Annotated in this window: 19 protein-coding genes and 1 pseudogene; 11 read left to right on the forward strand and 9 right to left on the reverse strand. The window is 70.0% G+C overall.

Going from position 1 to position 23,319, the window contains the following annotated elements; all coding sequences use genetic code 11:
• The first annotated feature begins 15 nt into the window (after positions 1 to 15).
• Together OG948_RS38760 and OG948_RS38765 are read left to right on the forward strand one after the other, a co-directional pair.
• Positions 16 to 456, forward strand: a complete 441-nt coding sequence (locus OG948_RS38760) for a hypothetical protein (RefSeq protein WP_331769670.1) — start codon at positions 16 to 18, stop codon at positions 454 to 456.
• 19 nt (positions 457 to 475) lie between these two features.
• Positions 476 to 973, forward strand: a complete 498-nt coding sequence (locus OG948_RS38765) for a hypothetical protein (protein WP_406300538.1) — start codon at positions 476 to 478, stop codon at positions 971 to 973.
• On the opposite strand, the gene OG948_RS38770 is transcribed toward OG948_RS38765, so the two are convergent.
• The 6 genes and pseudogenes from OG948_RS38770 to OG948_RS38795 all read right to left on the reverse strand — a co-directional run bounded on the left by OG948_RS38770 (position 889) and on the right by OG948_RS38795 (position 6,911).
• Complete coding sequence (locus OG948_RS38770; RefSeq protein ID WP_331769672.1) at positions 889 to 1,662, reverse strand: GntR family transcriptional regulator; 774 nt, start codon at positions 1,660 to 1,662, stop codon at positions 889 to 891. The two genes, OG948_RS38765 and OG948_RS38770, sit on opposite strands and share 85 nt — an antisense overlap.
• Positions 1,663 to 1,827: 165 nt before the next feature.
• Positions 1,828 to 2,622, reverse strand: coding sequence for a sulfite exporter TauE/SafE family protein (locus OG948_RS38775; RefSeq protein ID WP_331769673.1), 795 nt, complete (start codon positions 2,620 to 2,622; stop codon positions 1,828 to 1,830).
• A gap of 31 nt (positions 2,623 to 2,653) precedes the next feature.
• A complete protein-coding gene (locus OG948_RS38780) occupies positions 2,654 to 4,051 on the reverse strand; it encodes a rhodanese-like domain-containing protein (protein ID WP_331769674.1) in 1,398 nt (465 codons plus the stop codon).
• 100 nt (positions 4,052 to 4,151) lie between these two features.
• The gene (locus OG948_RS38785) at positions 4,152 to 5,357 is read right to left on the reverse strand and encodes an FAD/NAD(P)-binding oxidoreductase (protein WP_331769675.1); all 1,206 of its coding nucleotides are present in this window, start codon (positions 5,355 to 5,357) and stop codon (positions 4,152 to 4,154) included.
• 417 nt (positions 5,358 to 5,774) lie between these two features.
• Positions 5,775 to 6,032: pseudogene (locus tag OG948_RS38790) on the reverse strand (ATP-binding protein); the annotation flags it as partial.
• Between the two features lie 513 nt (positions 6,033 to 6,545).
• Entirely contained in the window at positions 6,546 to 6,911 is a 366-nt protein-coding gene (locus OG948_RS38795) for a hypothetical protein (protein ID WP_331769676.1), read from the reverse strand.
• A gap of 111 nt (positions 6,912 to 7,022) precedes the next feature.
• Here OG948_RS38795 and OG948_RS38800 point away from each other — a divergent pair, with 111 nt between their 5' ends.
• From OG948_RS38800 to OG948_RS38825, 6 genes are all read left to right on the forward strand, one after another.
• Entirely contained in the window at positions 7,023 to 7,409 is a 387-nt protein-coding gene (locus tag OG948_RS38800) for a hypothetical protein (protein WP_331769677.1), read from the forward strand.
• Complete coding sequence (locus OG948_RS38805) at positions 7,406 to 8,389, forward strand: hypothetical protein (RefSeq protein WP_331769678.1); 984 nt, start codon at positions 7,406 to 7,408, stop codon at positions 8,387 to 8,389. Before OG948_RS38800 ends, OG948_RS38805 begins: the two co-directional genes overlap by 4 nt.
• On the forward strand, positions 8,386 to 8,769 hold the full coding sequence (locus OG948_RS38810) for a roadblock/LC7 domain-containing protein (protein ID WP_331769679.1): 384 nt from the start codon (positions 8,386 to 8,388) through the stop codon (positions 8,767 to 8,769). The genes OG948_RS38805 and OG948_RS38810 overlap by 4 nt, the downstream gene beginning before the upstream one ends.
• A gap of 838 nt (positions 8,770 to 9,607) precedes the next feature.
• Positions 9,608 to 11,155 carry an ABC transporter substrate-binding protein gene (locus tag OG948_RS38815; RefSeq protein ID WP_406300539.1) on the forward strand — a complete coding sequence of 516 codons (1,548 nt, stop codon included), beginning with the start codon at positions 9,608 to 9,610 and terminating at the stop codon, positions 11,153 to 11,155.
• A gap of 373 nt (positions 11,156 to 11,528) precedes the next feature.
• Positions 11,529 to 12,026 carry a DinB family protein gene (locus OG948_RS38820; RefSeq protein WP_331769681.1) on the forward strand — a complete coding sequence of 166 codons (498 nt, stop codon included), beginning with the start codon at positions 11,529 to 11,531 and terminating at the stop codon, positions 12,024 to 12,026.
• 1,172 nt (positions 12,027 to 13,198) lie between these two features.
• Complete coding sequence (locus OG948_RS38825; protein WP_331769682.1) at positions 13,199 to 14,851, forward strand: enoyl-CoA hydratase-related protein; 1,653 nt, start codon at positions 13,199 to 13,201, stop codon at positions 14,849 to 14,851.
• 416 nt (positions 14,852 to 15,267) lie between these two features.
• Here the strand turns inward: OG948_RS38825 and OG948_RS38830 are convergent, their stop codons facing one another.
• Entirely contained in the window at positions 15,268 to 16,086 is an 819-nt protein-coding gene (locus tag OG948_RS38830; protein WP_331769683.1) for an MBL fold metallo-hydrolase, read from the reverse strand.
• Between the two features lie 114 nt (positions 16,087 to 16,200).
• Between OG948_RS38830 and OG948_RS38835 the strand changes: the two genes are divergently transcribed.
• Positions 16,201 to 16,809, forward strand: coding sequence for an XRE family transcriptional regulator (locus OG948_RS38835; protein WP_331769684.1), 609 nt, complete (start codon positions 16,201 to 16,203; stop codon positions 16,807 to 16,809).
• A gap of 97 nt (positions 16,810 to 16,906) precedes the next feature.
• Here OG948_RS38835 and menC read toward each other — a convergent pair whose 3' ends face one another.
• Both menC and OG948_RS38845 read right to left on the reverse strand, forming a co-directional pair.
• Positions 16,907 to 18,016 carry an o-succinylbenzoate synthase gene (gene menC / locus OG948_RS38840; protein ID WP_331769685.1) on the reverse strand — a complete coding sequence of 370 codons (1,110 nt, stop codon included), beginning with the start codon at positions 18,014 to 18,016 and terminating at the stop codon, positions 16,907 to 16,909.
• A complete protein-coding gene (locus tag OG948_RS38845) occupies positions 18,013 to 18,801 on the reverse strand; it encodes a hypothetical protein (RefSeq protein WP_331769686.1) in 789 nt (262 codons plus the stop codon). Before OG948_RS38845 ends, menC begins: the two co-directional genes overlap by 4 nt.
• Positions 18,802 to 18,877: 76 nt before the next feature.
• Here OG948_RS38845 and OG948_RS38850 point away from each other — a divergent pair, with 76 nt between their 5' ends.
• On the forward strand, positions 18,878 to 22,291 hold the full coding sequence (locus OG948_RS38850; RefSeq protein ID WP_406300540.1) for a non-ribosomal peptide synthetase: 3,414 nt from the start codon (positions 18,878 to 18,880) through the stop codon (positions 22,289 to 22,291).
• Between the two features lie 40 nt (positions 22,292 to 22,331).
• Positions 22,332 to 23,315, forward strand: a complete 984-nt coding sequence (locus OG948_RS38855; protein WP_331773442.1) for an aldo/keto reductase — start codon at positions 22,332 to 22,334, stop codon at positions 23,313 to 23,315.
• Positions 23,316 to 23,319: the final 4 nt, after the last annotated feature.

A 23,319-nucleotide genomic window follows, 5' to 3' on the forward strand; every position in this document is an offset into this window, starting at 1 on the left:
GTGCGTGGAGCCGGTATGCCGTTCCGCGAGGCTCGCCACGCGGACACCGCCACGCGCCGATCGTTCATCGCCCGATGGCACGGCACATCCGTGGGCAGCGGCACCGTGGTCGAGGTCCTTCGTCCCGGCAGCGCGACCGGCCCCCGGGCCACGATCACCGTGCGGGACCGGTCCGATCCCGGGCGCACCCTCCGTCTGGAAGCCACCGACGAGTACGTCCTGGTCCTCGACGACGGCGAACCGGTCGCGGTGTCGCCCCGGATCATCTGCGTCCTCGACGCCCGGACGTGGAGCCCCGTCGGCTGCGATCGAATCGGGGAACGCCAACGCGTCGAAATCCTCACGCTGCCGGCCGCGCCGGCCTGGCGCCCGCCCGCCTCCGCGCGGGTGGGACTCGCCTCCTACGGCCTGCTCGAGCTCCCCGGGGACCACCATGCCCCACCTGACCGTTCGTGACCTGATGGGGACCGGGGCAATGGGCAGTCCGCCCCTGGTGTTCGCCCCCGCGGGCATCGACCGTCCACTGACCGGAGTGGAGGTCCTCGACGTCGGCGAGAGCGTGTCCGGGCCGGGGGTCGTCGGCGTGGTCGACCTCCTGCCCCTTCGCCGATCCGACCCCGGGACACATCTGCTGGACGTGATGATGCGGCGCATGCACGCGGCCATGGCCAGGATCGCCGAAGGGCTGCCCCGCCATCACCGCCGGGCCAGGGCCGCGCCCGTGGTCGCCGGTATCGGGCGTGCCATGGCCGGCCCCGCCGGACTCGCCGGCACCCTGCGCGAGGCACACCACGCGGCCCTGGCCACCGCGGTCGCGGTTGGGGCTGTGAATCCGCCGCGACCGCGCGTCCACGCCTTGGGCATCGGCGGGGACAACCGGCCTTCCGCCTACTCGGCCATCCCCAGTCGGTATCCGTCCTCGGCGGAAAAGGCCGCGGTCACCGTGAACCGATCCGCACGCACCAGCGTCTGACGCCACTCGACCGGGCGGGCCGTGGCCACCCCCAGTCGGTCGATCGCGAACAGGGCCGTGTTCGACGGACATTCCAGCATCGTGCGCTCGGCGCGATCGGGCACCACGGCTCGGATGCGTTCCCATCCCCCGGTGATCCTGATGCCGCAATGCCGCTCCAATTCGGCGTACAGCGCCGTGTGCGTGAAGTCGACGCCCAGCAGTGGGGCGGTGATGTCGGCGGGGAGCCAGACCCGGTCGACGGCGAGCGGCCTCTCGTCGGCGAGGCGAAGGCGCTCCAGATGGATCAGCGGTGTCGACTCCTCCAGGCCGAGCCGGGCCGCGACCACGCCGTCGGCGCGCCGATCCAGAACTCGCACCACACTGCGCTGCACCGCGCCGATCTCCTCGACCGAGGCGAAGAGACTGTACGGGGTGCCCACCTGCTGTTCCATCGACGTCTCCGCGAGTGCGGACACTCGTCCCCGGTGCGCCGTGACGACGCCTTCGCTGCGCAACTGGCGCAGGGCCTCACGAACCGTGTGGCGGCTGACTCCGTAGTCGGCCGCGAGGGCGTGCTCGCCGGGGAAGTGGTCGCGGAACTGGTCGGCCTCCAGGCGACGGCGCAGGTCGGCTCGGAGTTGGACCCACAGCGGCACTCCGCTCGCGCGATCGACGGGATTCGCTCCCGCGGGCTGCGTTGATGTCACCGAGGGTTCCCCTGACGTGCGACGGACCCGTGCTCGTGTCCTGTGTGAGGCCACGAAAGTACGGAAGCGTGCCGTCCGGTGGCAACTCCGCGGGGCACACCGTGGACGTCCGGAGTGCTTGCTCGGCGACCCGCGTACCGGGCGTCACGGCAACCGTCCGATCGGTCAACGAAGGGCATCCACGAGCATGAACACCGCCAAGGCGATGAGAAGTGCGGCGAACATCCGCTGAAGGGCGATCCCCGACAGCCGGGCGGCCAGACGTTTGCCGTCCCAGGCGCCCAGGATCGCCGCGCCGGCGAAGGGGCCGAGCGTCGCCGGATCGAGTGTGGTCGGCCCCACCGCCAAACGGGCGGTGAGCGCGGCTACGGAATTGACGGCGATCACGACCAGGCTCGTACCGACCGCCAGGCGCATGCGCAGCGACAGGACCGTCACCAGGGTGGGCACGGCGAGGAATCCTCCGCCGACGCCGAGCAGACCCGTGACGGTGCCCAGACCCGCTCCCGCGCCCATCACCTTGCCGATGCCCTGTGCCCCACCGGTCGACGTCTCGTTCGCGCCCCGATCGGGTTCGCCGTTCTCCGCTCCTTCGCCCGGGCCGGCATTGCGGAGCATCGCGAGGGCGGCGAGCAGCGTGACCACGGCGAATGCCGTCGTGAGCGCGGCCTTGGGGATGTGGCCCGCCAGGACGGAAGCGGCGATGGCGGGAAGCACGCCGGCCGCGGCGAAGACCACGCCGACCCGCCAGCGCACGGTCCCCGCTCTGGCGTGCCGGAACACGGCCGTCACCGAGGTCGCGGTCACGACGATCAGGCTGGTGGTGGACGCGTCGGCCGGCGCCAGGTGCAGCAGGTACACCAGTGCGGGTACGGCGAGGACGCCCCCGCCGCCGCCGAGCGCGCCGATGGCGAGCCCGACCGCGGCGCCGGACAAGAGCGCGACGATCAGAACGCTCACCTCGGGGCCGAAACGTCGGGTACGGCGCGGCTCACGGGGAGTCCGGTCGAGCGATGGGGTGCTCGGCGCGGTAGGAGGCGAAGCCGCCCTGGAGATCGGACACGTTCGTGAAGCCCGCCGCACGCAGGATCGACGCGGCGATGGAGGACCTGCGGCCGCTCGCACAGAACACGGCGACGGACTCACCGGGCGCCAACTCGTTTATTCGTGAGGGGAGTTCGGGGAGTGGGATCAGTCGGGCCCCGGGGATCGTGCCGTCGGCGTGTACTTCGCCGGGATTACGGACGTCGACCACGCGCGTGTCCGAGTCGAGCACGACGAACTCGTCGACGCGATGCCGTACGGCGGTCCGACGGTATCCGGGATCGATCCCGGGTGCCCCGTCGGCCAGCGCTCCCGGCACACGGTCGAAGCCGATCCGGGCCAGTCGGTTGCGGGCCTCGCGTTCGGTGCCGGGGTCGCAGACCAGCAGGATCGCACTGTGTGCGCTCAGGACCTCGCCGGCGAGTTCCGCGAATCGTCCGCACAGGGGGACGTTGATCGAGGCGGCGAGGTGTCCGGCGGCGAACGCGTCGGGATCTCGGGTGTCCAGGACGACTCCCCCGGTCGACCGGGCGCGCAGGAACTCCTCGAACGACAGGGCGGGGACGTGGGTGCTCTCGTCCAGGGTCGGCCGCTCCTGGCGATTGCGCGCGGACGTGTAGGCGAAGTAGCGCGGCGCGGGGGTCTGCTCGGAGCACACCAGGTCCACGAAGTCGTCCTCGGCCATCTCGGCCAGCGCGTAGTTCGTACGCCGTTGTTCGCCGATGGTGCTGTGCCTTTCGGCGGACAGGTTCTTCCCACAGGACGACCCGCTCCCGTGGGCCGGATAGACGCCGGTGGCGTCGGGGAGGTCGAGCAGACGGCGGGTGGAACGGAACAGGGCACGGGCCGACTTCTCCGTGGACCAACCGGCGCCGGCGGCCAGGTCGGGACGTCCCACGTCGCCCACGAACAACGTGTCTCCGGTCAGCACGCCGAAGGGCACCTGGTCGCCCGCGTGGGCTCTGACGACCACGCAGATCGACTCCGGGGTGTGCCCGGGGGTGTGCAGGATCTCGAGTTCGACGTCACCGAGTGAGAGTTTCCGGCCGTCGGGCAGAGGGTGGAGGGCGAAGTCGACGTGTGCCGCGGAGCCGTAGGAGATCCGCGCCTCGGCGCGGGCGGCGAGTTCGAGGTGTCCGGACAGGAAGTCGGCGTGCACGTGGGTTTCGATGACCCGCTCGATGTTCAGGTTCAGTCGTGCGGCGTCGGCGATGTACTCGCCCACGTCGCGTTGCGGGTCGACCACGACCGCGCGCCCCGATCCGCGGTCGCCGACGAGATACGAGGCATGGGAGAGACAGTCCAGGTAGTACTGCTTGAAAACGAGCGTATCGACGTGTTCCACGGAAAGGCTCCCGCCGGGTCGGATGGGTGGGTTACGCCGGCTGCGGCGGGCACGGACGGGTGCAGCTCGTCGCGGCGGCCTCGCGGCGGTGGCGATGTGGCTAGGCGCGCCCGCGAAGCATCAGGTTCCAGTACAGGAACGGCAGTCCGTAGCGCTTGAGGTACCACATGTCGGTACGTTCCCGGGTCGTGTCGATCACCGGGATGGAGGGGGCGGGCTTCATCGAGTAGTCGAACTCCGCGAGGAGCATTTTGCCTCGCGCCGTGGTCAGCGGGCAGGACGCGTATCCGTCGTAGCGGGCCGGTGGCTTGCGACCGTTCATGTGCGCGAGGAGGTTTCGTACGACGACCGGGGCCTGTTTGCGCACCGCGGCACCGGTCTTGGAATTCGGCGACGAGCCGACGTCGCCCAGCGCGAAGACGTCGGGGTAGCGCGGGTGTTGCATGGTCCATTGGTCGACGAGGACGTAGCCCGCGGGATTCTCCGGATCGGCCAGGACGCTCTTCTTGATCCAGTCCGGCGCGCTCTGCGGAGGCACCAGGTGCGCCATGGTGTAGGGCAGCGTGGTGGATACCCGGGTGCCGTTGTGGGTGACCACGACTTCCTTGGACCCGGAACGCACCTCGCTCACCTCGCTGTCGAAGTGCACGGTGATGCCGTATCGCCGAACGACCCGATCCAGGACGCGAGCGAACTCCGGGACCGCGAACATGGTGGGTGTCGGGAGCACCAGGTGCACGTCGATGTTGCCCAAGACCCCTTCGCGGCGCCAGTAGTCGGCGGCCAGGTAGGCGATCTTCTGGGGCGCGCCGCCGCACTTGATGGGCCCCGACGGCATGCCGAACACGGCGGTTCCCGATCGGGTGTCCCGGATGAAGCGCCATGTCGCCGGTGCCGTTTCGGGTAGATAGTTGCTGGAGACGCCCTCCTCACCGAGCGTGGCCTCCAGTCCGGGGATTCTCGACCAGTCGAGTTGGATCCCGGGGCACACCACGAGGCACTCGTAGCCGATGGTCCCCCCGTCGTCCAGGGTCACCTCCCGCACGTCGGGATCGACGTGGACCGCGCTCCGACGGATCGACCGCACTCCTCGCGGCACGACGGACGCCTGCGGGCGTGTGCTCTCCTCGATCGCCGCCAGTCCGCCGCCGACCAGGGTCCATAGAGGTTGGTAGTAGTGCCGGGTGGCCGGATCGATGATCGCGACATCACGCTCGCCGGAGCGGCGCAGCCGTGCCGCCACGGTGATACCCGCACTCCCTCCCCCGATGATCACTGTCCGATGACGTTGCGTCGACACCATCATGACCTCCCGGGCATCAAATGTGCAGACATTTAATTGGGGCACAGGGCTCGGGTTTCCACAAGGGAATGTACGTACATTTTGGATCAGCTCATGCGGGAGCATCCGAGTCGGTCGGATGGTTCGCCGGCCCCGGGCCGGCGAGGTGCAGCCCGGTCCGGGGCCGCCGGTGACGCCCGGAAACCGCGGCGTCGGCGACATGTCCCCCGTCACGCGGCTTCGCACGAAGACTCGCGGCGCGGCGCGACGGCAGCGCAACCACAGACGCAATCACAGCCGAGGAAAGCGCCCTGCGCCCCGGGTGCGGAGATCGCCCGCTACCGCGGCCCGGCCGACGTGCTCAGAACCTGTCCGGCGAGCCGCCCACCGGCAATCGCCCCTGGCACGCGTTGTCCGGGCGCGCCACGGACCCGTCCACGCTCACACCGCGAACCGGGCGTCCGGGAGGGCCTGTTCGGCCCAGACGATCTTGCCCCCGGGGACGTACCGCGTGCCCGATCGCTCCGCGCACTCGGCGACGAGGAACAATCCCCGGCCGCCCTCCTCGGTGGTGGCCGCATGGCGCAGATGCGGCGACGTATCGCTACCGTCGGAGACCTCGCAGATCAGGCGACGATCCAGGAGCAGCCGCACCCGAACCGGATCAGCCGCGTATCGCAGGGCGTTGGTGACCGGCTCCAGGCCGCGACACGACGCCGACACGTTCATCCCCGACCCGAACCCCGGCTCCTGCGGCAGGAATTCCCATCGGAGTCCGGTATGCAGGACGAACAGGATCGCGCACAACGCCCGCCGATCCGGCACACGAGGACACTCGGGCGTCATCGGCGGCTGTCACAACTATCCGACGCCGACCGAGGTTTGCCTCGCCGACGGGATCATCACCCGCGAACCGGCCCCGGAACCGCACGCGGCGGCGTCCGCGGGCGCCGCCGAGATCTCCGCCGACACCGATCCCGACGCCGGCGCGAGGCTTCCGCGAACATGACCGTCACCGTGACGAACGGCGCAGTGTCGAGGCGCCGTCGCCGATATTGCCATCGCCGGTCGGCATATCCCGGATTTCGGATACATCAGGGAGAATTCGGGAAGAATTCGGGCGCAGTGATCGTCCCCTTTCCCGCACGGGAAAAGGGGACGGGAAAACGACGTGCCGGCCCGATTGCGATGATGCCGGCGGCCGATATCACCCTACACCTCCAGAACCCCTTCGATGCGCTTGAGCGTGTGCCGGGCCAATGCCAGATTGCTCCGCGAACGGACGAGCGCGAGGTAGAGGAAAAGCGAACCGTGCGCACGGGTCAGCGGGCGCAGCAGATGGTATTGGGTGCCGAGGGTGATCAGGATGTCCTCGACCATGTCGTCGAGTCCCAACGAGGTCAGCGTCCGCGCCTTGGCCTTGACCACCTCGGTGTTCCCGGCGGCGGCGACCTCCAGATCGAAGTCCTTGTCGCCGCCCAGCGTGCCGAGCGTCATCCCGCTGTCGTAGTCGACGAGGGCGACACCGATGGCACCGTCGATGGTCATCGCTTCCTTGAGCGCGGCCTCAATGTTCATCGCGTTTCCTTTTCCTGGCTTTCCTCGGAGATTCCTACGCACGGAACCAAGGCGACTACTAAACGTCAGGCTTCGTTCCCTATTGCAGAGATCTGCCATAAAGTACTCTGCATGCTGTCACAAAGTGAAGGGGGACAGTCGCACCCCCTGGAGGCATCGCTCTCCGGAGTTCTCGACTCTCCCGGAGTAATCGGCGCAGCCCTGATCGACGCGGTCACCGGTCTCGTCTACGCCGAGGTCGGTGATTGTCGCGCCCTGGGCAACGGCACCGAACTCGCCGACCTGACGAACCTGGTCACCGACCGGTTGACCGAGGCGGGCGCCGACGGAGAGGTGGAGAGCGTGGTCGTGAACAGCCGGCGATACCACCAGATCACCCAGGTACTGCCGCGCCGGGGCGACGACTTCCTCCTGGCGACCGTGGTGGACCGGGCCGAGACCAATCTGGCCCTGGCGATTCGGGCGACCGCCGAGCACGCGAGGGACGTACTGGCATGAACAACCCCGCCGTGGCGCACGGTCCGCGCAACGTCCCGGCCCTGCTGATGACGCTGCACCGCGAGCGGTTCACCGGGGCGGTCGTGGTGTCGGGCACCCCCGGCGGCACCCTGCACCTGCGGGACGGACTGGTCGTCGCGGTCCGAACTCCGGCCTCCCCCGCGCCCGACGTGCTGCTGTTGCGCTCGCGGCGGATCGCCGAGCCGGACTGGATCGCGGCCGGCGAGGCGAGTCGCACCGACGGCCCGCTCGCGGACACACTGGTGGCGCTCGGCCTCGTCCGTGCCCCGGAACTGAGCGCGCTGTGCCTAGCCACGGTCTTCGACGGCGCCTTCGCGATGTCCCTGGGCACCTCCGCCGGTTGGCAGGTGAACGACTCCGTGCGCGCACCCGACCTGATCGCCGAGCCCGGGGTGGAGCCGCGGCGGCTCACCGACGAGACCGCGCGCCGGATGCTGGTGTTGTCGCAACTCTGGGGTCCGCTGGTGGAGTTCGCCGCGACCCGGATCACACCCGCGGCGCAGCCGGCCTTCGGCACGTTGCCGGCGCGCTATCGGGACATCCTGCTCGGCGCCAACGGCCGCCGGGCTCCGCGCGATCTGGCGTTCGCGCTCGGCCGCGGCCTGTATCCGGTGATGCTCGACCTCGCCCGGATGAGCGCTCGACGCCTCGTGCACCGCGACGCGCCGGCCGGCGCCGGACCGACGCCCATCGTCGCCCCGCGCGACTTCACGACCGGCGCGAGCGCCCCGCCCCCGGAGGCCCCGTTGCCCCGGCGCAACCCCGGTACGCACCTGCCCGATTCGATGCCCGGTCCCCCGCCGGCCGAGGCACCCGACAGCGCCGGTCGGATCCCGACCCCACCGACGGACATCGCACCCCATCCCGCCGCCCCCTCCGGCGACACCCCGCCGTCCGCTCCGCCACACGTCGAGCACGACCTTCGAGACCACCCGCACCAAGGAGAAATCGCGCCATGAACAACCAGGCACCCAACGACGCCGTGGTCCTCGAACTCAAGACGCTCCGCGAACGCGTCATGGGCATCACCGAGAGCGTGGTCTCCACCGGCGACGGGCTGCTCGTCGCCGGCGACACCGTCGCGGTGCACGGGGAATCGCTCGCCGCCCTCGCCGCCGCCGCGCTCGCGCTGGGCAGCCGGACCGCCGGGGAGGCGGGTCTGGGCGGCCTGCGCGACGTGGTGGCCCGCTGCAACGGCGGACATGTGGTGATCCTGGCGATCGGCAACCACGCGTTGCTGGCGATTGTCGGCGACGAGGGGTTGGACATCGCCGGGCTGTACCGCGAGTCGCCCGCCTCGATCGCCCGTCTGGACCGGATCCTGACCGGAGCCGCGTAGCCGGGGCGAGCGCCCACCGCCGCCGCGGCGATCGACGGGCGATCGCCGCGGCGCCGCACCGGCCCCCGGCCACCGGTGGGCCGGGCACGGGCCGCCGCGACGCAGGACTCCCACACGACATCCGACGTCCGAGGCGCGGCGTCGAGCGTGGCCGGGACGTGGATCTTCCAACCCTGTCGGGGCGGTTCCGCGTCCTCGGGCCGCAGCACCACCCACACGTCCTCGGTGTCGCGTCGCCAGTCGGCAGGCAACGCCCCCGTGGTGGCCGCGCATTCGTCGCCCTGCTCGATCACGGCTCGGGGGGTCGTGGAAGATCCGATCCGACCGGCCGAACAGGAGATGGTTGCTCTCCCTCGCGCCCGCCCTCCGCTCGGCTTCCGCTGCCGAGGGAACAGCCGCGAGGGCACTGCTTTTTGCGGGCGGTACAACGCAGGTGCGGTACAACGCAGGCACAGACGCGCTGCCTGCGGTGCGATCGAGGGGCGAATCCGTGGCGTGGGATCCGAGAATCGCGGAAGCGGCCGGGCTCGGCGTCGGCGATTCGCACAGGATCGGAGATCGTTCTTCGTGCGCGGCGACGATCCGCCGGTTTCCGGCCACTGCCTACCGTGATCGTCCGCAGCGGCGCAGGCCGCGCTCCGAGGAGGTTTCCCGTGACGAGACGATCCGAATTGCCGGGTACGCCGCCCACAGACCACCGATGGGCACCGGGCGCCGCGTCGGGTGAAGTGCGCGGCACCGGGCACCCCGTGGCCGGGCGTTTCCCGGTCGCCGAGTGCTTCGCGGTCGCCGGGCATTTCCCGGGAGGCGCGCGATGAGACGCGTCTCGCGTGGGGTCGTGGGGACCCTCGTCCTGGGTCTGCTCGCCGCCGGATGCGGTGGGAGCGGTGGGGGTGGCGCCGCCGGCGACGGCGATACGCTCACCGTCGGGGTCGTCGCCGATCCCGGTGGCCTGAATCCGCTCACCGCGCTGAACGCGAGCGCGTTCATGCTGAACCGCTTCTCCTACGACGGGCTGCTCAACATCCAGCCCGACGGGCGCATCGTCTCCGGTGTCGCCGAGCAGTGGACGTCCGATGCGACCACCGCGAACTTCACCCTCAAGCGCGGCGTGACGTGCGACGACGGTACGCCGTTGACCGCCTCCGCGATCGCGGCGCAGTACGCCTACATCGCCGAGCCGGCCAACGCGTCGCCCATGCTCGGCATGATCGTGCCCACCGGCCTCACCGTCTCCGCCGACGACGCCGCCGGCACCTTGACGTTCAAGACGCCGGAGCCCACTCCCTTCCTGCTGCGCAATGCCGCGACGCTGCAACTGGTGTGTCCCTCCGGCATGCGCGCGCAGGGCAGGCTGGACCATGCCTCGGACGGCACCGGGCCCTACCGGCTGACCCAGGCGGTTCCGGGCGACCACTTCACCTTCACCAAGCGGCAGGGTTACACCTGGGGTCCGGACGGCGTGGACAACGCCCGCACCCCGGACCGGGTGGTCTTCAAGGTGATCGGCAACGAGTCCACCCGGACCAATCTGCTCCTGGGCGGCCAGTTGGACGTCACGACGGTGGTCGGCCCCGATCGATCCCGGCTGGCTGCGGCCGGGATCAAGTCCACGGCCATGCAGGACCCGCTCGGCCAGTTGTTGTTCAACGAGGATCCGAACCGGGTCACCGCCGATCCGCAGGTGCGTCGGGCGCTGGTCACCGCGATCGACCTCCGGCAGCTCGGCGCGGTCGCCACCGGCGGCAAGGGTGTGCGGCCGACCCGACTGGGCACCGCGATGTCCCCGCCCTGTCCGACCGACTCGGTCACCGCCAACCTGCCGACGCACGACGTGGACCGCGCCGCCGAGATGCTGAGCACCGCCGGGTGGAAGAAGTCCGGTGGGTACTGGACCAAGGACGGGCGGCAACTGTCCATCGCCGTGCCCTACCCGGGCCTGTCCGGCACCCAGGTCGTCGCCGCGGCCGAGCTGGCGGTCAAGCAGTGGAAGTCGTTCGGCGTGCGGGTGACCCTGCAGCCGACCACGCCGGCGACGAAGGTGTCCACGCTGATGGCCGGCCAGTGGGACGTGGCGTGGGCGCCGCTGTCACTGAGCACGCCCGACCAGATGCTCCCGTTCTACTCCGGGACCAAGCCGCCCGAGGGCCTCAACTTCGGTTCCGTGCAGAACCCGGAGTACCAGCGCCTGACCGCGCTCGCGATGGCCAAGCCGGACACCGCGGGCTGCGCCGAATGGACCGCGGCGGAGGAGGAGTTGATGAAGCGGATCGATGTGATCACCTTCATGGACAGCAACGTCCCCTACTTCACCCGGGGCTACGCGTTCGAGGTCGACGGCGGCGGTTTCCTGCCCACATCCCTACGCCGCACCGACGCGCGCTGACCGCTCGCGCGGACCGCGGTTCGCCGGCAGTTCTTGGGCATGAAGCCGAAGTCGCCGGGCGTCAGCAGCGCCACCGGGGCGCAGATCCGCCGATGCGCACACGACGGCATGGCCCCGAACGAATCCGGTGATCGGGCGGACGACTTGGCAACCGGAACGCGTGCCTCGCCTCGTTGTTCGTGATCCACCGGCACTTCTTCGCGGTTCGACGGGGGTTGGCAGATCGGGCGCTCCCGACCCCCGGCCGGCCCGAAGACCGACCATCCTCCAGTCAACGGCTCGAACCCCTCTCCACCGGCTCGAGGTTGGCGTCCAGCGCGACTCCCGCTGTCACACTCGGCCGACGTCGGTGGGGCCGGATACGGTCCGGCCCATGGTAGGCACCGAACTGACCACGCTGCTCGGCGTCCTGAACGGCAAGCGCAGGCACGTCCTGGGCATCCTGGAGGGCTTGGACGAGGAGGCGCTGCGGCGCCCGGTGCTGCCGTCCGGCTGGACGTGCCTGGGACTGGTGCATCATCTCGCCCTGGACGACGAGAAGTTCTGGTTCCGCGCGGTCGCGGCGGGGGAACAAGGGGCGATCGAGGAGATCCTCGGCTCCGGGCAGGACGCGTGGCAGGCCGCCCCGGAGAAGACGGCCGAGGAGATCATCGCCCTCTACCGCCGGGAATGCGAGCTCGCGGACGCCTTCCTGGCCGGCGCCGACCCGGACGCGGCCCCAAACTGGTGGTCGGACTTCTTCGGCGACTGGCGGTACGACAACCTACGCGAGGTCATCCTGCACGTGATCACCGAGACCGCCACCCACGCCGGCCACCTGGACGCCGTTCGCGAACTCATCGACGGCCGGCAGCGGCTGATCGTCACCTGAGCTCCGGCGGTGGGGCCGGGGCGCCCCGCCGTTCCATTCCGACTTCGGGCGCATCTCGCGTTCTCGGGTGCCGGTCGGGCGCAGGTGGATGTCGACCGGGGCACGGGGTCGCGGCAGGCGGCATCGACGTGTCGGTGGATGCGACGGCCTCCCGACACACTCTCAGGGCCGGCCCGTGCGTGGACCGGGCACCGGGGTCGGACCGCCGCTTCCGGGCGGTCGGGGACGGGGTGACTCGCGTCCCGCCGCCACCCATTCGCGCACCAACGCGTCGAACACCGGGGTCGGTTCCCCCTCTCCGGGGGATGCCGCATCGGGGAGTGCGTGCAGACCTCTCACGATCCGGTCAACGACCGGACCCCGCCCCCGGATGCGGCGCCCCAACCGCTCCCCCCGACCGAGTGTCGGCCGAACGGCTCCACAGGTGATCGTGGACGGAGTCGGCGATCACGTCCGGGAACGACCACCCGATCCGTATCCGGCTCCGGATCACTCCGGAGCCGCGCCTGTGCGACAAGGGCCGCCAACCGCTCGGCATCGGCGTTCGGGGGTGGATCGCTGTGCCTCTTGCACGGGCCGATGCCCGCCCGGGAACACCGGTACGACCGACGGCAACCTGGGGTACAACCCGTGGCTCGTCGTCCTTTTGATCGAAATCGCCGGGGTGGCCGCGACCACGGCCCTTGGTTCGCGTTGACCGTGAAGGGACCTGCGGCAATCGCAGGTGCCTCCCTAGTCACGGGGGTCGCCGTCAGCGGAATGCATTACACCGACAGGTTCGCGATGAACGATCACACGAAAACCGTCAGCCGGCCCCATGGTCCACGGATCGTCGGCCACTACGTTCCTCGCGCCTCCGGTGATCGGCATCAGCTTCCTCACACCGATCACGGGGTACATCGTCGGGTTGTCGCCGTCGGCCGGCGAAATCCGGGACAGAGCGAACCGGAGACTCAGGCCGCCCGCTTGGCGATGCGCCACGTCACGGGCGCAATCCCGGTCCGGACCGACACCGGTGACACCGCACCTCGAAACCCGCCACACCCGCCCTCCGATGTCTTCCCGCACGGACGCACGCGGCGGCGGATCACAGGCTCGCCATGGGCGTTCACAGGCGCATGGCCTCGACGAATGTTCGGATCCGACGATCCAACACATGGAACGGAAACGCCGTGCGACGCATCCTTCTCCTCGCCAGTGGCAACAACGGCCTGACCCAACGTGCCGACCTGGCTCTTCGGGCGGCCGGCCACAAGGTGCGACTCGCCGTGGTCGCCGATGAGTCGGATATTGTGCGGGCAGTCGCCCCGGCGGATTTCGAAGTCGTCATCTGCCCGTTCCTGAAGACGCGCATCCCGTCGTCCGTCTGGAAAGCCTGGCCCACGGTCGTCATTCACCCGGGCGCGGTCGGCGATCGCGGACCTTCCTCGTTGGACTGGGCCATTGCCGACGGTGAGCCGCTCTGGGGCGTGACAGCCCTGTCGGCCGTGGAGGAAATGGACGCGGGACCCATCTGGGCGACGCGCACGTTCCCGATGAGTGAACCTCCCGCACGCAAGTCGGCCGTCTACAACGGGCCCGTCGCCGATGCGGCCGTCGAATGCGTTCTCGAGGTCGCCGAGAAGGCCGGGGATCCCGTATTCCTCCCTGTGCCGGCGGAGCAATACCCGAAGGCGGTGCCGTCGACTCGCCTGCGCCCGGCGATGTCACAAACGGACCGCGCGTTCCGGTGGGACTCACCGGGACCGGACATCGTGCGATCGATCGCTGCGGCGGACGGGTTCCCGGGGGTGCTCGCGAACATCGGTTCCCGGGCCGCCTACCTCTACGACGCGCGTCTGGACGGCCCGGTGGCCGGAGCACCCCCGGGCACGATCGTGGCACGCCGTCACGAAGCCGTGCGCGTGGCGGCCCGGGACTCCACCGTATGGATCGGACACATGCGCGCCAAGACCGAACGGACGGCCCGTGCCTGCAAACTTCCCGCACTGCAAACGCTGGCGCGCGGCGACTACGGGGTCGACGTCGCGGCCCTGCCCGAAGCGACGTGCTCGCCGTACTCGGATATCCGGTACCGCCGTGAGGGCGACATCGGATACCTCACGTTCGACTTCTACAACGGTGCGATGAGCACACGCCAGTGCGGACGACTCCTGTCGGCACTGCGCGAGGCAACGACCCAGGACACCAAGGTCCTGGTCCTGCGGGGCGGCCCCGAGTTCTTCTCCAACGGCATCCATCTCAACGTCATCGAGGCCGCGGATCAACCGGCGTTGGAGGCGTGGCTGAACATCGCGGCCATCAACGCCGTTTGCCGCGCCATCCTCACCACCACCGGGCAGGTCGTGATCGCGGCGTTCGAGGCGAACGCCGGCGCGGGCGGTGTGATGCTTCCTCTCGGGGCCGACGTCGTCGTCGCTCGGCCGGGCATCGTGTTGAACCCGCACTACGCGACCATGGGACTGAGCGGCTCCGAACTGCACACGTACACTCTGCCTCGGCGCGTCGGCGACGCGACGGCCCGACGACTCACCACCGATTGCGGGCCGATCGATGCCGAGACCGCGCTCGCCATCGGCCTCCTCGACCGCATCGGCCCCGCCGGAAAAGCCGATTTCGACCTGTGGTTGGCCGACCTGGCCCGGGCGGAACTCGAAACACACGAGCAAACCCTCGACACCAAACGCAAGACTCTGGCCGCCGACGGCGCCTTCAAGCCGCTCTCCGCGTACGAGGCCGAGGAACTCGAGGCCATGGCCTTCGACATGTTCGCGGACCGCCACGGCTTCGCGCACAAACGCCACCGATTCGTCTTCAAGCTCTGAAAGGGCGTTCTCCGACCGCTACGGCCGTGGCCGGACCGGATGCGGCCCGGCCGTACCCCGCTGTCCCCGGCTCCGGGTCACCGAGGATGGGCGAGCACGATCGCTTCGGCACCTGCGGCGGGGCGCAGCGCGCCGCGGCGCCGACAAGGAGGACGGTCTGCGCGCCGTCGGCCCCGAGGCGGCGAGGCTGCCGCCTCGGGGGTGCCGTGCGAGCCGACCGCCGTACTGGGGCGGGCGGGCGGGCCGGGGCCGGCCGAGGGGACGGGGTCTACGGTCGGGCCCGGAGTCGGCCCGGTCGTCCTGCGCACGGTGACCGTCACTGTCGCGGTGGCGCCGCCGCCGCGGGAGTCGCCCGCGGCGTGGGTGAAGGAGTCGTGCCGGAGTACGCGAGCGTGGCCCGGAGCCGACGGGCTCGATCAGCCGATCGGTGGTGCGAGGTATTCCAGCGCGTAACCGTCGCCGGAGGGGGTTACGCGGGCGATGCCGGGGGAGTCGAGGTGGGCGCCGGCCACGAAGTGGTGTGGTTGGGTCAGTTGTTCGAGGAGGGCCGCTCGCGCGGCGCGGGCCTGGGACCGGTCGCCGTCGAACTCCCAGCACACGTTCGGCTGATCGAATTGGAGCGTGGGAACGTGAACGGTGTCGCCCCAGGCGAGAAGGTGGCCGGTGCCGCTCCTGACGTGGTAGACGGTGTGACCGGGTGTGTGGCCCGGTGTCGGGATCGCGGTGGTCCAGTCGTTGATCGCGACCTCCTCCGAAACGGGTACGACCCGGTCGCGGATCGGCTCGAGCCGCCCCGTGAACACCGAGGTGTCGCCCGCGCCGATCCACACGCGCTCGAGGTTGGTGAACGCCTGTGAACCGTCCGGCGCGATCAGGCCGCTCACGTGGTCTTCGTGGTTGTGGGTGATGGCCACATCGGTGACCCGCGCGCGGTCGATTCCCGCTTCGTCGAGCGCGTCGTGGATCAATCCCATGGTCGGGTCGTGCCAGACGTTGGACGCGCCGGTGTCGATGAGAACCGACCGCGTGCCGTCGGTGACGAAGAAGGCATTGACCGACAGCCGCAGGTTGTCGCCGGCCAGCGGGACGGCGGCCGGCAACTCGTCGAGCGTGCACCCATCCTCGTCGCGCAGCCGTGACGGCGGCATGTCGATGTACCCGTCTCGCAACGAGACCACCTGCAGATCGCCGAATTCGAACGTGGCATGGTGCCGGCCACTCGAGATCAAACGCATGGAACCCCTCCGTCGTGTCGGGCGCGCATCGTGAATCTCCTAAAGAAGATCAGATCTCCTTTAGGAGAAACCCTACACTGTGCGCAGCGAGATACCCATCGATCGAGGAGCACGGTGGTCGAGCAAGACAAGAACGCGGCCGAACCACAGCACGGCGACGACCTGGCCGGCGCGTTCGGCGGTAACGTACGACGACGCCGTGAGGAGGCGGGCCTGACGCTGGAGCAGTTGTCCACACAGTCGTCGGTCAGCCGGGCGATGCTGTCCAAGGTCGAACGCGGCGAGAAGAGCCCGACGATCGGCGTCGCGTCCAGGATCGCCCACGCGCTCGATGTGTCGCTCTCGGACCTGATCGGCGCGCCGGATGCCGCCGCGTCCGGCGTGGCCGTTGTCATGCGCAAGAACGATCGCCCCGTTTTCCGCGACCCGGAAACCGGCTTCGAGCGGCACATCGTGTCGGCGGCCCCGGGCGCGGGACGAGCCGAGATGGTCGTCCATCACCTCCCCGCGCAGGTCTCCACCGGGCTGCTGCCCGCGTATCCGCCCGGTACGGAGAAACAACTCGTGGTGCTCGAAGGCGCCCTCACCGTCGCGGTCGGCGGGATCAGCGAGACCCTGAACACGGGCGACTCCCTGTTCTTCCAAGCCGACGCGGACCACGGCTTCGCCAACCGAACGAACGCTCCCTGCGAATACATCATGGTCATCTCGCGCAGAACCTGACCGGCCGCCCGTTTCCGAACTCGGGGGTGGGTGGGGACGGCACGGGTTCGAGGAGGTGCCTGCCCTTCCCCCGCCGTCCCCCGCCGTCCCCCGCCGGTCATCCTCGGCGCAGTTCGCTCACCGTCGTGGTGACCGCGTCCAGCACCGCCGGGATCGGCGCAACACCGAGACCGGGACCCGCCGGTACTGCCAGGTGCCCGTCCCGCAGGACGAAAGGCTCGGTGATGTCGGTGTCGAAGTATCGGTCCGAGGCCGAGATGTCCCCCGGCAGCGTGAAGTTCGGCAGCGCGGCCAGCGCCGCGTTCCCGGCTCGGCCCAGCCCGGTTTCGAGCATTCCGCCGCACCACACCGGAATGCCGGAGGCGGCGCAGACGTCGTGGATCCGACGGGCCTCCAGGTAGCCGCCGACGCGCCCGGGTTTGACGTTGACGATGTGGCAGGCGCCCAGCGCGATGGCGGCGGCGGCGGAACGGGCCGAGACCACGGATTCGTCGAGACAGATCGGGGTGCGCAGACTCCGTGCGAGGGCGGCGTGTCCGAGCAGGTCGTCTTCGTCGAGCGGTTGCTCGATCAGGAGGAGGTCGAAGGCGTCGAGTCGGGCGAGGTGCCGGGTGTCGGCACGCGTGTAGGCGGCGTTGGCGTCGACCTGTAGGAGTGTGTCGTCACCGAAGCGCTCACGGACCGCGCGAACCGGCGCGATGTCCCAGCCGGGTTCGATCTTGAGCTTGATCCGTCGGTAGCCCTGCGCCAGATAGCCCGCCACGGCGTCGATCAGCTCCGGCACCGAGTCCATGATCCCGACCGATACGCCGCTGGGGACGCGGTCGGCGACGGCGCCCAGGCCGGCCGCTAACGACATGCCGTGGGACCGCAGTTCGGCGTCCAGGACCGCCATTTCGAGTGCGGCCTTCGCCATGCGATGGCCTTTGACCGCGGCAACCAGTGGCGCGAAGGTGTGGGCGGTCACGGACTCGGCCGACAGCAGCGGCGGCAGCAGATGCCGCAGGAGGACGTCTTCGGCGCCCTCGACGTACTCCGAGGAATAGTCGGGGTCGGCCCCGGCGACGCACTCGCCCCATCCCTCGGCGTCCGCTGTGGACACCTGCACCACCAGCGCGGAGCGTTCGTATTCGGTTCCCAGGGACGTGCGGAAGGGGGTGACCAGCGGCAGGGAGATGCGCCGAAGGCGGACGCGCTCGATCCTCATCGTTCCTCGCCTCGGGTGAGAACGTAACCGCACGCCGCCCGGTCGAAGTCGACCAGCCGGGCGCCGTCGGCCAACAGGGTGCCCAGGGTGTCCCGGAGGGCCAGGCGCCAGTCACGGGCGACGGACGGTTGCCGGGCGCGGAGAAGGTCGATGTCGGGCGGTACGGCGACCAGGACCGTTGGGTCCCCTGCCCGCCGAGTCACCGGCCGATCGCCGTCGATGTCCAGGAGAGCCCGCGGAGTCGGCCCGGCGGGCGCGGGCCCGGTGTCCTCGTCGCATGCCGCCGCGACCCTCTCGCCGCGCAGATCCCAGCGCAGCATCAGCCGATCCGACGCGTCGGCGGAGTTGAGCCCGTCCGACAGGGGTCCGTAGTAGTCGGGCAGATACGCGTTCGCCATGCCACCGAGTTTGTGGAGATTGAAGTGGGCGTTGCGGGCGACGAGCGGGTCGAAGGTCCAGGTGATGTGATCGACGCCGTGCTCCAGGGCGTGCGCCCGCTGATCCAGTTTGAGCGCGTAACCGACATCGCGTCCGCGGGCGGCGGCGTGGACGCCCGCGATGTGGCTGTGCATTCCGGCGCGGCCGGGTGGGCCCCACAGGCCGATGCACGCGCCGAGAAGCCGATCGTCACCGTCCGCCTCGTCGAACGCGCCCACCACGTAACTCCCGGCGTCCGCCATCGCCTTGACGACGTCGCCGGCCAGTGGCGGGCGGTCCGGATCGGTCCGCCACACCTCGCAGAGGAACCGCGCACACGCGTGGCTGCTCGCCGTCGATTCCAGCATCCGGATCCGAACGCCGGATTTCGCGCCGGCGCTCGTGGCGCTCGCTCGTGCCCTGTCTGCCGCAACACACATGTCCATGACACGCCATTATCGGCAACTCGCTTGCGCAGTAGGGCAATCGGGATCATCGTTAAGATCATCTTCGGTTGGATGCCAACTCCCCGTAACACCAAAGATCCCTAAGCCAACCTACGTTGGGGCCATGAACCTCAGTTGGCGGAGCCATCGGCCTCCCGTCCTGCTCAGGCCCGACCTCTCCTTAGCGGACGCCGCGGTCCGAACGCTGGCGGAAGTCGCCCGACGGCTGAGCCGGGATCTGATCCTCACCGCGAGCGCGATCGACCCGACGGCTGTCGCCGTCCACACGCACGACCCGTCCGACGACGCCGCCGGGCCCACCATGCACGTACGGATCGACCCTCCCGGTCGACTGTCGGTCGCATTCCAATGCCCTCCCGGCGATGTGTGGGAGCGGGCCGCGGCGGCGGTCACCGAGATGCACACCGAACTGCTGGGCGCGGTGCTGGCGAACCCGGACCTGGACCTCGGTGAGGTCGCCGCACTGTCCCAGGACACCGAGTCGGCGGTGCTCGGCCCGCTCGCGGGAACACGAGTGGACCACGGTCCCTACCGCAGCGTCCCGGAACAGATTCTGGCAGTCGGCCGGTCTCTTCCGGACACCGTGGCGGTGTACGCCGCCGATGGCACGCTCACCTACCGGCAGTTCGTCGCGTACGCCACCACGCTGGCCGCCCGGATCCGCGCCGAGGCACCCAACCCCGACGGGTTGCTGCCCATTCTCGTCGCGGACGGCCTCGCCCTACCGGTGTCGTGGGCCGCCGCGATGATCGCCGGGATCGGCTACGTACCGATCGACCCCCGCTGGCCCGCACCGCGGATCGCGCACACCCTCGATCTCCTCGACGCCCCCGTGCTGCTGTGCGCCGACCCGGCCGCCGTCCCCGCCGCCCATCGCGACCGGGCGATCCGCGTCGAACTCGTCGAGCCCGACGGGCACATCACCTTCGACGCCCCGCCCGGCCCGGCGCCGCACGACGTCGTCTACGGGGTGTACACCTCCGGTACCACGGGAACGCCCCTGTGTGCGGTGAACCTGCACGGCGGCCTGGCGAACCGGCTGGCGTTCATGAACCGCTGGTTCGGAACGCCACCGGACCGCGAAGTGGTGCTGCAGAACACCCGGCACACGTTCGATTCGGCTTTCTGGCAGCTGTTTTGGCCGCTGACCACCGGTGGCGCGACCGTGGTGCCCACCACCGGCGAGCATCTCGACCTGCAGCACACCATCGACCTCATCGACACCCACGCCGTGACCGTCACCGACTTCGTGCCGGCGGTACTGAGCGCGCTGTTGACCCTGTTGGAACGACGACCGGAGACAGTCGAGCGGCTGCGATCGCTGCGACACCTCGTGGTCGGTGGCGAACAGATCAACGCACAGGACGTGCGGGCCCTGCGGAAGTTGCTGCCGGGGCTGCGCGTCAGCAACGCGTACGGGCCCTCCGAGGCATCCATCGGCATGATCTTCCACGAGGTGACCGCCGAGAACGGCGACGACATCCCGCTGGGACGGCCGATCGACAACTGCGTCGCCGTCGTCGTCGATGTCGACGGGCGGCCCCTACCGCCCGGAGCGACCGGGGAGATCGTCATCGGCGGCGCCTGCGTGGGCGCCGGCTACCACGGCGATCCCCACCGCACCGCGAAGCGCTTCTTCGCTTCCCCATCGTCCGACCGGATGTATCGCACCGGTGACCTCGGGCACCTCGACGCCGAGGGTCGCTTCCACTTCGCAGGACGCCTCGACCATCAGATCAAGATCGGCGGGATACGCGTCGAGCCGGGCGAGATCGAGAATGTGTCCTTGGCCTGCAAAGGAGTTCGGCAGGCCGTCGCACTGGTCGCAGGATCCGCCGAGAGCCGTGAACTGTTGCTCGTCATCACCGGAACGGCGAGCGAGAAGGCGGTACTCGCCCACCTGCGGGCCAGGCTGCCTCGTGCCGGCATCCCGCAACGCGTCGTGGTCGTCGAAGAGATGCCCCTGACCGAGGCGGGAAAGATCGACCGGCGGCGGGTGGCCCTCCGGGTCGAGCGGCCCGACTCGCCGCCCTCCGCCATCGGCGCCGATCCCGTGCTGGCCATGCTCCGAACCGCCCTGCGGCGCCCGGACCTCGCACCCGACGACGACTTCTTCGCCGCAGGAGGAAACTCACTGCAGGCGGTGACGGCCGTGGTCGAGCTGAGCGACCGGTTCGGGACGGACCTCGGAGTCCGAGACATGGTCGATCATCCGACGGCGACCGGTCTGCGCCTGCTGATCGCACGGCGCGGGCGCAACCGTATACCGTCCTCGGCCGATCTGGTCGCCGCCGACCTCGCCGACCTCACGGCGCTGCCCGCACCTCGTCACGAGCGGCCGAGCCGGGCACCACGCACGGTGCTGCTCACCGGCGCGACGGGGTTCGTCGGCACACGACTGCTCCACGAACTCCTCGAACACACCGACCTGACCGTGCTCTGCCTGACCCGCGCCGGGAACGATTCCCATGCGCGACAACGTCTCCTGGAAGCCCTGTCCGCACAGGAACTGGACCACACCGGGTACGCCGGACGGATCACCGCGGTCGCCGGGGACCTGGCCCGACCCGGCTTCGGGCTCGCGCCCGACCGCTGGAGCACGCTCGCCCAGGAGAGCGACCTGATCGTCCACGGCGGCGCCCTGGTCAACCTCGTGTACGACTACCGCATGCACCGCGAGCCGAACGTGCTGGGCACGGCGGAGACGATCCGCCTCGCCCGGGAAGCCGGCGGCATCCCCCTGCACTACATCTCGACACTCGGCGTCCTGCACGACCACGCGCTGGCCCACGGCCACCCGGTACCCGAAGAGGTGGACATCACCGCTGTGACCCCACCGTCGAGCGGCTACAGCCTCTCGAAGTGGGTGGCCGAGCGGCTCGTACGCGCCGCCGTCGACCTGCCCGTGACCGTGCTGCGCCTGGGTGAGGTCATGCCCGCCGCCGATACCGCCGCCCCACCCAACCCGACGGCGCTCACCCACCTGTTGCTCACCGCCTTCGAACGGCTGGGATCGGTGCCCCGGGCCGCGATCCGGTCGGACCACAGCCCGGTCGACACGATCGCACGGGCCATCGGCCAAGCGATCCGGAATCCGGCGATGCACGGACGTGCCGCACACCTCTTCAGCCCGGGCAGCGTGCACTTCGACGAACTTGCCGGCGCGCGCGCGGAGCGGGTCTCCTGCTCGCGTTTCCTGTCCCGGCTGCGCACCGCCGCGGCGGCCGGGGACGCCGAACTGGGCATGCTGCTCGCGATCGTCGAGCACCGCGCCGGTGGCCGCACCGACGCCGAGGCGGACATTCGCGGCGTGCTCGAAAACCTCCTCCAGGACAACCCCGCCCTGTTCACCCCATCGGAAACCCGCCCGAAGGAGCCTGTCGATGCATGACGAGGAGCGACCGATGGTCGCCAACGGGCAGGAGGCGCCGATGCGCCGACGCACCATGGGACGGCTCGGCTGGGAGGTCGGCGAGGTCGGCTACGGCATGTGGGGAATCGGCGGTGGTCCGGGCGGATTCACCGGATGGAACTACGACATCGCCCCGGACGCGCTCGATCTCGCCGTGGACATGGGATGTACGTTCTTCGATACGGCCTGGGCCTACGGACGCGGCAAGTCCGAGACCCTGCTCGGCGAACTGCGCGACCGCCGTCCCGGCTCCGGGATACGGCTGGCCACCAAGGTTCCCCCGCTCAACCGCGAATGGCCCCCGCGCCCGCAGGACACCCTCGAGGACGTCTTCCCCCTCGATCACATCCTCGACTACACGCGTCGCAGCCTGGACAACCTCGGCGTCGACAGGATCGACCTTCTGCAATTCCACGTCTGGGAGGACCGCTGGGCCGCGGATCCCGCCTGGCAGAAGGCCGTCACCCTGCTCAAGGAGCGGGATCTGATCGACGGATTCGGCATCAGCGTCAACCGCTGGGAGCCGACGAACTGCTTCGCCGCGCTCGACACCGGGCTGGTCGACTCGATCCAGGTCATCTACAACATCTTCGACCAGGCCCCCGAGGACGAGCTGTTCCCCCGCGCGATCGAGGAAGACATCGCGATCATCGCCAGGGTCCCCTTCGACGAGGGCTCCCTCACCGGGAACCTGAGCGCCGACACCGTGTTCCCTCCCGAGGACTGGCGAGCCGTCTACTTCGGACCGGAGAACCTGCCGCCCACCGTCGAACGCGTCGACGCGCTGCGCGGCCTCGTCCCCGCCGGCCGGACCCTGCCGGAACTGGCGCTGCGTTTCGCCCTGCACCACCCCGCCGTCTCCGTGGTCATCCCGGGCATGCGCCGCCCCGAGCACGTGCGCTCGAACCTGCGCGTGTCCGGATCCGCGCCGGTGCCGCCGGACCTGCTCGAAGCCCTGCGCGCCCACCGCTGGGACCGGCGGCCGACGCACTGGTCGATGTGAGAAC

It is taken from the genome of Embleya sp. NBC_00888, from assembly GCF_045207655.1.
Taxonomy (GTDB): Bacteria; Actinomycetota; Actinomycetes; order Streptomycetales; family Streptomycetaceae; genus Embleya.

Bases quoted from the DNA above. Each gene is read 5' to 3' on its own strand.
- OG948_RS38760 (WP_331769670.1), top strand. From the start codon at position 16: ATGCCGTTCCGCGAGGCTCGCCACGCGGACACCGCCACGCGCCGATCG.
- OG948_RS38765 (WP_406300538.1), top strand. From the start codon at position 476: ATGGGCAGTCCGCCCCTGGTGTTCGCCCCCGCGGGCATCGACCGTCCA.
- OG948_RS38785 (WP_331769675.1), bottom strand. From the start codon at position 5,357: ATGATGGTGTCGACGCAACGTCATCGGACAGTGATCATCGGGGGAGGG.
- OG948_RS38795 (WP_331769676.1), bottom strand. From the start codon at position 6,911: ATGAACATTGAGGCCGCGCTCAAGGAAGCGATGACCATCGACGGTGCC.
- OG948_RS38800 (WP_331769677.1), top strand. From the start codon at position 7,023: ATGCTGTCACAAAGTGAAGGGGGACAGTCGCACCCCCTGGAGGCATCG.
- OG948_RS38805 (WP_331769678.1), top strand. From the start codon at position 7,406: ATGAACAACCCCGCCGTGGCGCACGGTCCGCGCAACGTCCCGGCCCTG.
- OG948_RS38810 (WP_331769679.1), top strand. From the start codon at position 8,386: ATGAACAACCAGGCACCCAACGACGCCGTGGTCCTCGAACTCAAGACG.
- OG948_RS38820 (WP_331769681.1), top strand. From the start codon at position 11,529: ATGGTAGGCACCGAACTGACCACGCTGCTCGGCGTCCTGAACGGCAAG.
- OG948_RS38830 (WP_331769683.1), bottom strand. From the start codon at position 16,086: ATGCGTTTGATCTCGAGTGGCCGGCACCATGCCACGTTCGAATTCGGC.
- menC (WP_331769685.1), bottom strand. From the start codon at position 18,016: ATGAGGATCGAGCGCGTCCGCCTTCGGCGCATCTCCCTGCCGCTGGTC.
- OG948_RS38845 (WP_331769686.1), bottom strand. From the start codon at position 18,801: ATGCTGGAATCGACGGCGAGCAGCCACGCGTGTGCGCGGTTCCTCTGC.
- OG948_RS38850 (WP_406300540.1), top strand. From the start codon at position 18,878: ATGACACGCCATTATCGGCAACTCGCTTGCGCAGTAGGGCAATCGGGA.
- OG948_RS38855 (WP_331773442.1), top strand. From the start codon at position 22,332: ATGCGCCGACGCACCATGGGACGGCTCGGCTGGGAGGTCGGCGAGGTC.